Here is a 12,811-nt window from a genome sequence, read left to right as displayed (position 1 = left end):
AACTGTGCATGATCTCGCCGTCATTGGGTGAAACACACGCACCGGCGGCGCAGCCGCGGTCGGGAATGCGGTTGGCGCTGCGTGCTGTGTCAGTCAGTCGCGGGAGGGAGCGACTGCGGCTAACGGGAGGATCCGACACGAGGGTGGTGCCAATCGAACAGTTCTTTCTGCTGCTCGGGGGAGTGCTTGAGCACGCGGCCCCGGTCCTTCCCCTGCTCCTTGGCCCTGACGCCGCCCGAGGTCCGCATCCGGATCAGCCCAGAATCGAACTCGGCGAACGTTGTGCGGAGCATGTCGAACACCTTCCGTCCGACCGGGTCCCCGACGTCGTAGGTCTGTCCGTCGAACGACAGCGTCACGCCCCGGTCCTCGAGTTCGGTGACCGTGTGGCTCAGATCAGCCACTGACCACGCGAGACGCTCCAGCTTCGTGACGACCAGGGTGTCGCCGGCCGACAGCCCAACGAGCGCGGCAGGCAACCCCTCACGTTCACGATCCGTGCCGGTCAACCCGTGATCGAAGAAGATACGGTCCGCCGGCACCCCGAACTCGACGAGGGCCGCACGCTGCTCGCGTTCGTCATCGCCCTCGGCGGCGCGCCGTGCCTATCCGGTGAACACGCCTACCGGTTACCCAAACGGCCAGGTTCTCGAATACAACACTCGGGAGCGATACCGCCTGGTGCGACGAAAAGGGGCCGCCACTGCCTCAATCGAGGTGGTGACGGCCCCTTCGGGCGCGACTTCTACGGGACGACGACCCAACTGCTGACGCCCTTGCTGACGTTCGGAACCGTCAGTGTGCAGACCAGCGAAACACCGGGCCCAGTGAAGATCTCCGTGCTCGTCGGCGCGCCGTCGACCTGAACAACCCTGGTCTGCTGGTTTCCGCCCGTCAGCGGACGAACCGTCACCGTCGTGACGCAGCCCGGCCCCGCGAGCTGTCCCTGCGGCACGAACCGGAAGGTGAGAAGCCGCTGCGGTGCGAGGGCGTTGCGGTAGCCGGGTGGCAATTCTCGGTTGACGATCGGCTTGTCCTCCTCCATGGACGGCAGGGTACGTCGGTGCGGCGAAACGAATCGCCACGGCGGGTGCCGAGCGAGGCGCGAGGTGTCGCGGAATCGGTCGTTTCGAGACACGTTCGCAGGAGCTGGCCTTCGATGGCGAAAGGTCCGGCTACACGTCGGCGTGCCAGTGGTGCCGAAGTCCGCACGGAGACTACGTTGCAAATCGAAGAAGGCACACGCAGGAGGAGACCGCTTTTGACGCCGGAGGCCATTCAAGGTTGGTTGGCTGTTGTCGGAGGCGTTCTTGCGGCGCTTCTCGGAATCTTCAAGTACTTCAACTATCGGAGCAAACGAGACCTACGTGCCGCTGTAGGCGCATCCTTCGCTTCGACCGTCGACGCATTGTCCTCCGACAACGAGACGTCACGCATGGCTGGTGCGGTGTTGCTTCGACGCTTCTTCGATCGCCGGACCGAACAAGGGGCCGCAGGCACTCCATACGTCACAGAGGCCATCGAACTCATCGCCGGCATGCTGCGTGAAGAGCAACCCCCGCGTATCCAAAAAGTGCTCGCTGATGGTCTGCGTTATGCGATCGACTTGCGAAGAGCCGATCTCCAGAACTGCGACTTGCGGAATGCCTACATCGGCATGAAAAGGGGCGATCGTCGCGGCGTGGACCTGTCCGCAGCGGACTTGTTTGAATCGGACTGCGCTGGTGCGTCCTTCAGGAAGGTTGTTGCGCTCAAGACTGTATTCTACAGGGCCCGGCTTGAGGGAGCGGTCTTGACAGATGCGGACTGCAGGGACGCCGACTTTCGTGAGGCTAAATTGATGGGCGCTATGTTTGATGGTGCTCAGATAGAGGGAGCACGATTTGCTGGGGCGGAGGGGATTCCAGTCGAGGTGGCGAATCTGCTCGACGAACACAAGGTCGGTCGGCCTGGAGCTGTTGTTCCGTCGGCAGGTTCCCAATGAGACCGATCGTCTTTCTGTGTGAACCAACCGGACTTACCTGTGAGCAACGTCGGATTAGTGACTGGTGGCACGAACGCTTGTGCGGTCTGGGCTTCGACGTCGAACAACTCCGTCGGGAGGAGTATCAACAGGACCCATGGCAGGATTTGCTACGTTTTTTTGGCTCCGCTGACGGGGTGCTCGTGCTCGGGTTCCGGCAGCTCACCATCGACTCAGCAGTTTGGCGAAACGGCACCCTCGAGGAGGCCAAGGTCGAAGCAGTCAACTGGACGTCCCCGTGGCTGCACACCGAGACCGGCATGGCGCTTGCCGCTGGGGTGCCCGTCCTGGTGGCACCCGAATCCGGGGTATGCGAGGGAGTATTCGCCCAAGCAACATGGACTGGCGCACTCCTGGGCACCAGTGCAGAAGCGCCCAGTTCCAACATTGTCGATCAGTGGGCATTCGAGGTTGCATCGCGAGTCCGCCCGTTTGCGGACAGGCAAAACGCACGCACTCTTCCATCGTGGGAGGTTCGACGCGACCGCACCGAGCCCAGCAGTCATCTCCGAGAAACTCGTCAAGACCACCATCCGTAACCGTCCGTTTCGACGGATACGCGAGGCGTGTCAGCTCGAAGCCCAGGAGCTTGACTGACGCCGGGCCAACTTTACGGGGTCGCGTCGGCGGCCGCCCCGCCGCGCTCAGCCCAGCAAAGAGGCGCCTAGCCAAGACGATGCGTGCAGAGGGCACGCCGATGGCGGAGATTGCCGAAGTGCTTGAAGTAGCCCGAAGCACGCTCTACCGACACATTGGATGAGGGTGCTAGGCGCGCTGTGTAGAACTGCGTAGTCCCTGCGAATCCGCGTTGCCGTGGACTTACCTCCCTGCTGGGTCAAGGGCTCCGCACCCAGGGTGTAGGACCTGTCCTTGACCACGCCATTCATCGACCTTGTCGGGTGGGGTGGCCCCGGTATGTCGGCGGCTGGCCGCGACTTGTGCGATTTGACGTTCCGGCCGCCACCTCCGTGACGGTCAACGAGTGACCTTTGCGGGCGCCCTCTTCGCCGCCTTCTTGGCCGGTGCCTTGCGGGCGGTTGCCTTTCTGGCCGGTGCCGCCATGGCGGGTATGTCGGCCGTCTCGCCATCCGGTGACGCACCGCCATCCCGTTGCGCCTGGAGCAGGTCGGCGAGGTAGTCGACGACCGTCTTGCCGCCGAGCTGGGGCCAACCGTTTCCGTCGGGTCCGCGAAGTGCCGTCCAGATCTCCTCCAGCAGAACACGATCCGATCGCGGATTGGGGGGCGGAGGGAGGATCGGCGGCGCGACCGGGGCCGGCGGTGGCACCACGACGGGCGGCGCGGCCTCGAACTCACCACGCATATCCTTGGCGACCTCGCCGCGGAACCAGTTCATGTCGATGTTGCCGGGGTCCCATTTCCCTTGCGCGGCACCGGCGTATTCCTTGTGTCCGATGACCTTGTCGGCGCCGACACCGAGCTTGAGCGCCAGCGCAGCGCAGGTGTCGCGCATCGAGATGATCTGTGCATCCGGCCAGAGCTCGTGAGCGTCGTATGTCGGCTCACCACGTGCGTCTGTGCCCGTGATGGTGGGCCAGGCGCATTCGATCCCGATCATGTGCGGATTGGCGTTATTCGTCGGCAGCCACGGATAGCTGCCCTTGCCGGCGTGCCAGCAGACGCCGACGGCGACGATGGTGACGGTGCCATCCGGCGCGATGTGCAGGTTGGCCAGCGGTCCCGCCAGGTCCGGTCGGCCCCTTTTGATCGACTCGGCCGTCTCGTTCTTGTTGCCGGTGTGGTGGACCATCACGCCGCGGATGTCCCTGAAATCGCCGTGACCCCGGTTTTGCCACCCGGGCAGCGTCTTGAGCCGATCACCCAGCACCGGCCGCAACACCTCTTCGAGCCAGACCGGGTCGCCTGTCCATGTTCCCATCGCGGTTACCTCCGTTGCGGGTGTTACCGGGCCTAGTTCGAGTGCGCGGCGCAACACCGACCACGCCTCGTCCCACTTTTCCGCGTAGCGGCCGGGAAAGGCGCTCTGCTGCACACGCTGCGCGAATTCGCCTGCCAGCGCGGCGTTGTTGGCCGCGCTGGTGTAGTTGTCGGCGAGCGCGGCGAGGAACATGTCGGCGCTGTCGGCCAACGTCATTCGCTTGCGGTTGCCGTTGATGTCGCCGAACAGGCCGCCCCAGCCCCACGGCCTGCCGGGCGCACCAGGCCGCGAGAGTTGCTGCTGGAAGTAGCCCGAGGAGAGGCCGTCGTCGGATCTGCTGTCGTGCGGGAACTGCTCGGACTGTGGATCTTTCCGGTTGAACGGACACCACCATTGACGTTCGCCATTGCGGTCGTTGTGGCCGACCTCGGTCGAAATGGTCATCAACGCGATGACGGTCGCGAGTTCATCCAGCCTGCGGCGAAGCGACACGGCGTGGACTTCGCGCGCGATCTGCTCGCGGGTACGCAATGGTCGGTCGGCGAATGATACGAAGCTCATGTGGGTGCCCTCCCGGTACGAATCGAGGTTGTGGTTGATGGCCTTGAATGTCGGCAACCGCGCGCAGTCGTCCCATGTGGGTCCAGCCCATCGGCAGTGGACTCCATGGGAAGCGTCGTTGGCCCCGGTGTGGTGGCAGTCGTTCTCGGCGGGTGTCCGGGGATCGCCGTGGCCGGGCTCACGCCGCCGCCCTGGGAACTCGACAGCATCAAAGCCCTCGTCACGCGGCAGATCCACGAGCCGGGGGCGGTCAATTGTCGCCATGGATCTCTCGGTTCTTCGTCAGACAACGAGCGCAGCGCAGTTCCCAGTATGGGCCCGTCACCCGTCGCTGATCACGAGTAGCGCACTACCCGAAGATGCGCCACGACCTCGGCCAGCGGCGTGGTGCAGCCACTTCGCCGGGATTGATCGGACCCCATGTGGCGCGTAGGTGCTGGTAGGGAGACCTATCGAGGTCCCCGTAGTAACGGCGGCGAAAAGGGCATATGTGCATATGCAGGTCGGACCGGCGTGGGGTGAGCCTCCGTCGGCTGGGCTTCCGTACGTCGCGAGCTCGGACTGCGTATGAGCCGGCGGCTCGCTGCCTCCCCCGCTGGAGTTGCCGAGTATCTGCCCCAGCGGCCGCGGATGCCCAGCGGTTGCCACCTCCATCGGTGAGAATCGCGATGCCGGGCGGCCGACGTCATGCATGGACCCCACCGGCGGCGCAGCCGCGGTCGGGGAGTGCGGTGCCCTGATCGGTTCCGTACCGGTGACCGTGTCCGGCCGGGGCGTCGAGTGCGGAGATCAGGTCCACGCTGGTCTGCACGAAGCTGACGACCGGCAGCCAGCTCGGGCGCGGGGCATCCGTCCTGGTCCGGTCCAGTGTCGGGGGGTGAAACAACAGTCGGGGCGACCACCACACCACCGGATCGGACGAGTTCGCGAGTACCACGGCTCCCGAGCCGTGGCCGGATCCCGCGGGCGCACCGGCGTAGAGAGCGCCGCAGGCCCGCTCGCCCAATCCGGCGTCCCGGAGGATCGCGCTCGCGCCGACGGCTCCGAGGCTCTGTCCGTAGACGTACAGCCGGGGGCGCTCGTCCGCGGGCAGCAGGGCGATCCGGTCCGACACCGCGGTGAACAGCGCCCGTGCGGACTGCTCGGCGGCATCGCGGTCGAACAGGAACGTCACCCAGCTGGGCGCGCTGGAATACTGCACCCCGATGACGGCGACGTCCCCGTCGAAGCGCTCCTCGAAACCCTGCGCGGCGTTGCCGTCGATCCATCCGGACCCGGTGGGGACGGCCACCACGATGTTCGACTTGGCCAGCCCGCCGCCGCGCTCGAGTTCGCGGACCGCCAGACGAACCCGGGCGTCCAGGCCGGGGGCGTTGTCGAGGCCCACGTAGGTCCGCATCGCACCGGAGGTCGCCGCGCCCGCGACGAACTTGCGTCCCTGCGCGCCCAGCGAGGCCCAGGCCGTCAGTGAGTCGTCGCTCCCGGAGGTCGACGTGGAAACCGGTTGCCGCAGTGAGGTGTCGATGATGGCGTTCGCCGCACGGTACGACTCGGCGCCCGACTTCCAGAGCGCCGGCCCGGCCCAGAACTGCACCGCGACGGCGAGCGCGAGGACGACCGCGGCCGCGCGCGGCGCGCCCAGTCGGCGGCAGCAGGCCGCCACGCCGGTCGCTGCGGCGGCCAGGATCAGCGCGATCGCGCCGCCACCCGCGACGACCTGCGCCCAGTGTTCGCCGCCGACCGTCGGCACCCCCATCGCGACACGGAGGGAGTCCTGCCAGTGGTCGGCGAGCAGCATCGTCCACGTCACGGTCACCGCGCCCGCCAGCAGCACCAGTAGCCGTGCGGAGTCACGCGAGGGCGCCGGACGGGTGGCGCCGCGCCGTCGGGGCCGGTGATGCCACACACTCGCCACACCCCAGCCGAGCGCCGCGAGCAGCCCGGTGAGGATCGCCTGGACCACCGCGCTGCGCGGGAGCAGGGACGGTGCGAGGGAGACCGTGACCATCGACGTGACGGCGACGCTGGTGAGCACCCGGGGCAGCGCGACGGATGCGGCGACGTCGACGGTCGCCGCGGGCCGGCCGAGCACGGCGGTCATGCGAGCACCGATCCGGTGCCGGCGACGGGCCCCGCCGCGTCTCGCCCGCGCCGCGCGGTCAGTGCGACCGCGCCGACGATCAACGCCGTCCCCAGCCCGCCGGCGAGCAGGTAACCGGTCATCGGCTCGGGCCGCGGGGCGATGTAACCCTGCCGCCAGGAGTTCGAGCTCACCGCGGTGGTCGCGATGTTGGCCATCACGTAGCAGGACGTCCGCGTCGCATCGGCCGGCCGGGCCTCGCAGGCGCGGTGCATGCGGCGGTCCAGCTGCGCGTCAAGGCTTTTCCGCGCCCACGGTCCGAGTGTCGTGCCCCGTCGGTCCGAGTAGCGGAGCAGGTCGTAGCCGAGATCGTGTGCCTTGCAGGCGGTCTCGAACTCTGCGGGCAGGGTGACCGGTGAGGAGCAGTTTCCGGTCGGGTTCACCAGCATCCCGGACTCGATGGTGGGGTGGTAGCCCATCGTCACGGCGAAGTCCGCCGGTATCGACGACTGTCCCGCGAGGTCGGCGGACGTGATCGAGGTGATCGCGGCCGCCGCCGGGGTGTTCTCGCGCAGCTGGGCGGCACCGGCCGGGCCTGCCATCAGTGTGGTCGTCAGGGTGGCGGCCGCGGCCACCGTCAGCGCTGTCCAGGTCGTCTTCCGCATGGTGGAGAACGGTAGAAATCGGCCCTACCCGGGCACATCACCCCGCGGCGTGGTCCGGGGGTGCCCCGGAGGTGCCGTCGGCGCGGCGCACTCATACCGTGGTGCCGCGCCGATCTCACCCCGCAGTATGAGGACTTTTCGGTTGCCGGTTCCTACTGTTCTCGGTGTGAGTAAGACACAGCGCGCGCTCAAGAAGGCCACGAACCAGGCTGCCGTCGCGGCCGCGCCGAGGCTTCGGCGGCTGAGCTCCAGCCAGTGGGTGGACATCGTCATCGTGTTCGTCACCGGCGTGCTGTTCGCCATCGCCTGGCCGACCCTGCAGCTGACCCATCACGTGCCGGCCGGGGTGCAACCGGTCATCGCCGGCCTCGCGGCGCTGCCCCTGCTGCTCGTTCGGGCGAATCCCGCTCTGGGGTGGGCGATCTCGGCCGCGGGCGCGCTGGTCATCCCGATCGTCTTCGATCGGGTCGACGGATATGACTTCCCGTGGCAGGTGGTCCACGTGATGGTCATGATGGTGTTGCTGGTCGCGGTCAGCATGCGGGCACCGATCCCGGTGGTGGGGGTGGCCTGGGTGTCGACGGTGCTGCTCTTCCTCGCCGAAGCTCCCGGCCAGGACGGTCGGGGATGGGCGGTGGGACTGACCGCGTTGGTGCTGTTCGGGCTGCTGATCCGCTGGCTGGTGCTGTCCCGTCGGCAGCTCGCCCAGCAGGAGGAGGTCACCGAGGTCGAGCGGGCGCGCCGCGCGATCCTCGAGGAGAAGGCGCGCATCGCCCGCGACCTGCACGACGTCGTCGCCCACCACATGTCGCTGGTCGTGGTGCAGGCGCAGAGTGCGCCGTACCGGATCGACGATGTCTCGCCCGCGGCACGGGCGGAGTTCGAATCGATCGGGGCCACCGCCCGCGACGCCCTCAACGAGATCAGGGGGATGCTCGGGGTGCTCCGCAGCGACGGTCAGCTCGCCGAGGATGCCCCGATGCCCGGGCTCGACCGGATCGACGAGCTGGTGGAGGGTAGCCGGAGGGCGGGCATGCAGGTGTCCGTCGATCGAGCGGAGATGCCCGGGCGGCTGTCGGATTCGGCGGGGCTCACGGTGTACCGGATCCTGCAGGAGTCGCTGTCGAACGCCGCCCGGCACGCGCCGGGGGCGCCGGTCCGCGTCGTCCTCGGCCGGGATGGGGACCTGGCCACCCTCGCCGTGGTCAACGACCCGCCCGCGGGTGTGCGCCCGAGCGCGGTGGTCGATCGGGCCGGTGGGCACGGCATCGCCGGCATGCGGGACCGGGCGTTGTCGGTGGGCGGGACCCTGTCCGCGCAGCCGCGCGCGAACGGCGGGTTCGAGGTCGTGGCGAGGGTGCCTGCGGTCCCCGGGGCGGCGGCGTCGAGCGGCCACGTCGCCCCGGCATAGGCTGGCCGGGTGGCGATCACGGTGTTCATTGCGGACGATCAGGCGATGGTGCGACAGGGCTTCGGGGCCCTGCTGCACGCCCAGCCCGACATCAGCGTCGTCGGAGACGCACCCGACGGGAAGGTCGCGGTCGCGGAGGTGACGCGGCTACGGCCGGACGTCGTCCTGATGGACGTCCGTATGCCCGAGCTCAACGGCCTGGAGGCGGCGCAGCAGATCTTGTCCGCGGCGTTCGACCCGCCGGTGCGGGTGCTGATGCTCACCACCTTCGACATCGACGACTACGTGTACGAGGCGCTGCGGATCGGCGCGAGCGGGTTCATGCTCAAGGACGCCCCGGCGGAGGAACTGATCCGCGCGGTACGGGTTGTCGCGGACGGCGAGGCGTTGCTCGCCCCCACCGTCACCCGCCGGCTCATCGCCGACGTCACCAGCAGGCGCGCGCCCGCACGACGAGAGCCCGCGCAGCTGGCGGCGCTGACCCCTCGCGAGCGCGAGGTGCTGGAACTGATCGCCAGGGGGTTGTCGAACGTGGAGATCGCGGAGTCCCTGTTCGTCGCGGAGCAGACGGTCAAGACCCACGTGGGCAAGGTGCTCGGCAAGCTGCACCTGCGCGACCGCGCCCAGGCCGTCGTACTGGCCTACGAGTCGGGACTGGTCACCCCAGGCTGACCGTCCGCGGGCCCGAACCGCCGGGCGGAGGAGGGGATGCAGTGGGACACTGGGCGCATCCACCTGCACCCAGAACAGGGGATCGACGATGACGACGATCGGCATTCTCACCAGCGGCGGCGATTGCCCCGGCCTCAACGCGGTGATCCGAGGTGCGGTGCTCAAGGGATCCGAGGTGCACGGACAGGAGTTCGTCGGGTTCCTCGACGGCTGGCGCGGCCTGGTCGAGGGCGATGCGATGCCCCTGGACCGCAGCCGCGTTCGGGGACTCTCGCACGAGGGCGGCACGATCCTCGGGACCAGCCGCATCGGTCCCTTCCAGGGGCCGCAGGGTGGGGCGGAGAACATCGCCCGCACCCTCGAGCGGCTCGGGGTGGACGCCGTGGTCGCCATCGGCGGGGAGGGCACCGCCGCCGCCGCCCAGCGCCTGTTCGACGAGGGCATCCGGATCGTCGGGGTACCCAAGACGATCGACAACGACCTCGATCAGACCGACTACACCTTCGGGTTCGACACCGCCGTGGAGATCGCGACCGAGGCCATCGACCGACTGCGGACCACGGGCAACTCTCACAAGCGGTGCATGGTGCTCGAGGTGATGGGCCGCAACGCGGGGTGGATCGCCCTGCATTCGGGGACGGCGGGTGGCGCGCATGCGATCCTGATCCCGGAACACCCCGAGAGCATCGAGCAGATCTGCGAGTGGACGAACAGCGTCCGCGAACGCGGCCGGGCCCCGATGGTGGTCGTCGCGGAGGGTTTCACCCTCCCGGACATGGCGCAGGCGCATTCGACCAAGGGCATGGACGGCTTCGACCGCCCGCGGCTCGGTGGGATCGCCGAGCTGCTGGCCCCGATGATCCAGGAGCGCACCGGAATCGAGACCAGGGCGACGGTGCTCGGCCACATCCAGCGGGGCGGCGTGCCGACTGCGTTCGACCGCGTCCTCGCGACCCGGCTCGGCATGGCGGTCACCGATCTGGTGGCGGACGAGCAGTGGGGCCACATGGTGGCACTGCACGGAACCGAGATCGTCCGGGTGGGTTTCGACGAGGCGCTCGTCGATCACAAATCGGTTCCGGCCCAACGGTATCAGGAGATGCGCGTCATCTTCGGGTGAGGCCGGCTCGGCGCCCCGTGATCCGCGGTAGCACGAACACGGCGACGGTCGCCACCGCCGCGATCGCCGAACCGGTCGCCATGACCGCGTTCAGTCCCTGAGCGGTGGCCCCGCCGGCCAACTCGGACAGCGCGGGCACCGCCGCGGCGAACTGATCGGGGACGAACTCGATGACCCGTTGTCCGGCACCGGATCCGAGTGCCTCGGTCAGCACGGCGGCCTGCTCGTCCGGCACCGCGACGGTCATCGTCCCGACGGTCAGTGCGGCGAGCCCGGCGCCCGCCTCGGTGGCGACCGCGGAGGAGAAGACCGCGCCGAGGCCCGCCACCCCCACCACGATGCCGATCTGGCGGGCGGTGTTCACCGCCCCGGTGGCCATGCCCGCCCGGTCCACCTCGACGAAGGTCAGCGCGGACTGTGAGGCGATCACGGTCACCGCGCCCAGCCCCGCGCCGCCGAGGATCGATCCGGCGATGAAGTGGGTCCAGGTGGTGGCGGCGTCCGCGCCCGTGCACAGCCACAGACCCGCGGCGACCACGGCCATCGAGGTCGGCAGCGACCACCGGACGGGCAGGCGGTCGTGCAGTACGGCGATCGGCGGGGCGACGACCAGGGCGGACAGGGTCAGGGGGAGGGCCCGCAGGCCCGCCTGGAACGGGTCGTGGCCGAGCGTGTTGATGAAGTACAGCGCCAGGAAATTGGTTGCGGCGACCAGGGTTCCGGCAGCGGCGAAGGCGGCGAGCGCGTTGGCTGCGAAGGCGGGCCGGATGATCAGGCGCAGGTCCAGCATGGGGTGCGCGGCGCGCAACTCCCAGGCGACGAAGGCGAGCAGGCTCGTGATCGACACGGCGCCGAGGCCGATCACCCGCGCGGAGGACCAGCCCCACGCGTTGCCCTCGATCAGGGCGAGCACTCCGGGCAGGAGGGTGAGGGTGAGCAGCCCGGTTCCGGCCCAGTCCGCGGGCGCGGCCCGGTCCGCGCGGGATTCGGTGACGTACCGGTAGGCCAGTGCCACCGCGATGATTCCGATCGGGACGTTGATCAGGAAGATCCACTCCCAGCCGATGGCCGTGACGAGGGCCCCGCCGACCAGGGGCCCGGCCGCGGTGGCCGAGGCCATCACCGCGCCGTAGACGCCGATTGCCTTGGCCCGCTTCGTCGGATCGGGGAAGGCGGCCGCGACGAGCGGCAGCGAGACGCCGAACAGCAGCGCGGCCCCGACGCCCTGGACCGCACGCACGATGTTGAGTGCGACGATGCCGTCGGCGAGGGCGCAGCCGAGCGAGGCCACGGTGAAGGTCGCCATGCCCGCGATGTAGAGCCGCCGCCGGCCCAGTCGGTCCCCGAGGGTGGCCGCGGTGAGGAGCAACGCCGCGACCGGCAGGGTGTAGGCGTCGACGACCCACTGCAGGCCGCTGAGGGAGGCGTCGAGGGACGTCTGGATGTTCGCCAGGGCGGCCGCGACGATCGTCATGTCCAGCATCAGCATGAACATTCCGATGCAGACGGTGACCAGCGTCGCGGTCGGGTGGGTGGGGGCCGACTCCGCGGTGATCTCGTCGGAAACATCGGTGAGCGAGCCGGTACCGGCCATCGGTCCTCCTGTGCGGACGCGCCGTGCCGGATCGGGTAGCGCTACGGGTGTAAATTAACAGGCGTAGCCCTACGGGTGTCAATGCGGAGCGCCCGGCACCGACCGGCCGGACCGCCCGCGGCTAAGGTGGCTCGCGTGATCTCGACGAGGAAGAAGGCCCAGCGCACTCCGTCCAGGAGGGGTGCGGGCGAGTCGCTGCGGACGGACATCCTCGCGGCCGCGGCGGACATGCTCGGCGAGACCGGGGACGTCGACGCGGTGTCGCTGCGCGGGGTCGCCAGGCGCGTCGGTGTCACGCCGACCTCGATCTACCTGCACTTCGCCGACCGCGAGGAGCTCCACCTCGCGGTGAAGCAGCTCCGGTTCGAGGAGTTCGCCGCGGTGCTCCAGGCGGCCGCCGAGGACGCGGGGGACGACCCGGCCGCCCGGCTGCGGGCGATGGGGCACGCGTACGTCGGGTACGGGCTGGCCAATCCCGGGCACTATCGGGTCCTGTTCGTCTCCAACCTGCGTCATCCGGCCGGTGAGAAACTGGCCGACTCGCATGCCCACCGCGCGATCCTGCTCATCACCGAGGAGGTCGGGCGATACCTGGCACTGCCCGCCGGGGCAAAGGAGACGGTGATGCTCGCGTTGCACCTGTGGAGCGCGACGCACGGCATGGTGGCGCTGCGGCTTGCGCAAACCCGCTATCCGCACGCTGAGGGTGCCCGCGACCCTTGGCCGGATGTGCACGAGCAGATCGACAACCTGGCCGATCTGCTGCTGCCGAAACGGGGCGCATAA

Annotated in this window: 11 protein-coding genes and 1 pseudogene; 6 read left to right on the top strand and 6 right to left on the bottom strand. The window is 68.8% G+C overall.

The window, feature by feature from the left end:
• Positions 1 to 119 precede the first annotated feature (119 nt).
• Positions 120 to 575 (bottom strand): annotated as a pseudogene (locus ACFQS9_RS05575) (recombinase family protein); the annotation flags it as partial.
• 170 nt (positions 576 to 745) lie between these two features.
• On the bottom strand, positions 746 to 1,045 hold the full coding sequence (locus ACFQS9_RS05570) for a hypothetical protein (RefSeq protein ID WP_378402376.1): 300 nt from the start codon (positions 1,043 to 1,045) through the stop codon (positions 746 to 748).
• 216 nt (positions 1,046 to 1,261) lie between these two features.
• On the opposite strand from ACFQS9_RS05570, the gene ACFQS9_RS05565 reads away from it, so the two are divergent.
• Positions 1,262 to 1,984: a pentapeptide repeat-containing protein gene (locus ACFQS9_RS05565; protein WP_378402374.1), complete on the top strand. Its 723-nt coding sequence runs from the start codon at positions 1,262 to 1,264 to the stop codon at positions 1,982 to 1,984.
• Positions 1,985 to 2,333: 349 nt separating this feature from the next.
• Positions 2,334 to 2,783, top strand: coding sequence for a helix-turn-helix domain-containing protein (locus ACFQS9_RS05560; protein ID WP_378402372.1), 450 nt, complete (start codon positions 2,334 to 2,336; stop codon positions 2,781 to 2,783).
• A gap of 215 nt (positions 2,784 to 2,998) precedes the next feature.
• Here the strand turns inward: ACFQS9_RS05560 and ACFQS9_RS05555 are convergent, their stop codons facing one another.
• The 3 genes from ACFQS9_RS05555 to ACFQS9_RS05545 form a co-directional block, all read right to left on the bottom strand.
• Positions 2,999 to 3,922 (bottom strand): N-acetylmuramoyl-L-alanine amidase, encoded by a 924-nt coding sequence (locus ACFQS9_RS05555; protein ID WP_378403155.1) that lies wholly within the window; start codon positions 3,920 to 3,922, stop codon positions 2,999 to 3,001.
• Between the two features lie 1,246 nt (positions 3,923 to 5,168).
• A complete protein-coding gene (locus ACFQS9_RS05550; RefSeq protein WP_378402370.1) occupies positions 5,169 to 6,584 on the bottom strand; it encodes an alpha/beta-hydrolase family protein in 1,416 nt (471 codons plus the stop codon).
• The gene (locus tag ACFQS9_RS05545) at positions 6,581 to 7,228 is read right to left on the bottom strand and encodes a hypothetical protein (RefSeq protein WP_378402369.1); all 648 of its coding nucleotides are present in this window, start codon (positions 7,226 to 7,228) and stop codon (positions 6,581 to 6,583) included. Before ACFQS9_RS05545 ends, ACFQS9_RS05550 begins: the two co-directional genes overlap by 4 nt.
• Positions 7,229 to 7,394: 166 nt before the next feature.
• Between ACFQS9_RS05545 and ACFQS9_RS05540 the strand changes: the two genes are divergently transcribed.
• The 3 genes from ACFQS9_RS05540 (at position 7,395) to ACFQS9_RS05530 (ending at position 10,431) form a co-directional block, all read left to right on the top strand.
• Positions 7,395 to 8,639 carry a sensor histidine kinase gene (locus ACFQS9_RS05540; RefSeq protein ID WP_378402367.1) on the top strand — a complete coding sequence of 415 codons (1,245 nt, stop codon included), beginning with the start codon at positions 7,395 to 7,397 and terminating at the stop codon, positions 8,637 to 8,639.
• Positions 8,640 to 8,648: 9 nt separating this feature from the next.
• Positions 8,649 to 9,311, top strand: a complete 663-nt coding sequence (locus ACFQS9_RS05535; RefSeq protein ID WP_378402365.1) for a response regulator — start codon at positions 8,649 to 8,651, stop codon at positions 9,309 to 9,311.
• Between the two features lie 88 nt (positions 9,312 to 9,399).
• A complete protein-coding gene (locus tag ACFQS9_RS05530; RefSeq protein ID WP_378402363.1) occupies positions 9,400 to 10,431 on the top strand; it encodes a 6-phosphofructokinase in 1,032 nt (343 codons plus the stop codon).
• On the opposite strand, the gene ACFQS9_RS05525 is transcribed toward ACFQS9_RS05530, so the two are convergent.
• A complete protein-coding gene (locus ACFQS9_RS05525) occupies positions 10,418 to 12,025 on the bottom strand; it encodes an MFS transporter (protein WP_378402362.1) in 1,608 nt (535 codons plus the stop codon). The genes ACFQS9_RS05530 and ACFQS9_RS05525 overlap by 14 nt on opposite strands.
• Before the next feature lie 135 nt (positions 12,026 to 12,160).
• On the opposite strand from ACFQS9_RS05525, the gene ACFQS9_RS05520 reads away from it, so the two are divergent.
• Complete coding sequence (locus ACFQS9_RS05520) at positions 12,161 to 12,811, top strand: TetR/AcrR family transcriptional regulator (RefSeq protein WP_378402360.1); 651 nt, start codon at positions 12,161 to 12,163, stop codon at positions 12,809 to 12,811.

Origin of the sequence: Rhodococcus daqingensis (assembly GCF_042665615.1) — a bacterium.
GTDB lineage: Bacteria > Actinomycetota > Actinomycetes > Mycobacteriales > Mycobacteriaceae > Rhodococcus_G > Rhodococcus_G daqingensis.
Note: the sequence above shows the minus strand (reverse complement) of the source record. Positions and strands in the feature narration are given on the sequence as shown.

Coding starts and splice junctions, on each gene's coding strand:
- ACFQS9_RS05545 (WP_378402369.1), bottom strand. CDS start 7,228: ATGCGGAAGACGACCTGGACAGCGCTGACGGTGGCCGCGGCCGCCACC.
- ACFQS9_RS05570 (WP_378402376.1), bottom strand. CDS start 1,045: ATGGAGGAGGACAAGCCGATCGTCAACCGAGAATTGCCACCCGGCTAC.
- ACFQS9_RS05560 (WP_378402372.1), top strand. CDS start 2,334: ATGCGAGGGAGTATTCGCCCAAGCAACATGGACTGGCGCACTCCTGGG.
- ACFQS9_RS05525 (WP_378402362.1), bottom strand. CDS start 12,025: ATGGCCGGTACCGGCTCGCTCACCGATGTTTCCGACGAGATCACCGCG.
- ACFQS9_RS05530 (WP_378402363.1), top strand. CDS start 9,400: ATGACGACGATCGGCATTCTCACCAGCGGCGGCGATTGCCCCGGCCTC.
- ACFQS9_RS05550 (WP_378402370.1), bottom strand. CDS start 6,584: ATGACCGCCGTGCTCGGCCGGCCCGCGGCGACCGTCGACGTCGCCGCA.
- ACFQS9_RS05555 (WP_378403155.1), bottom strand. CDS start 3,922: ATGGGAACATGGACAGGCGACCCGGTCTGGCTCGAAGAGGTGTTGCGG.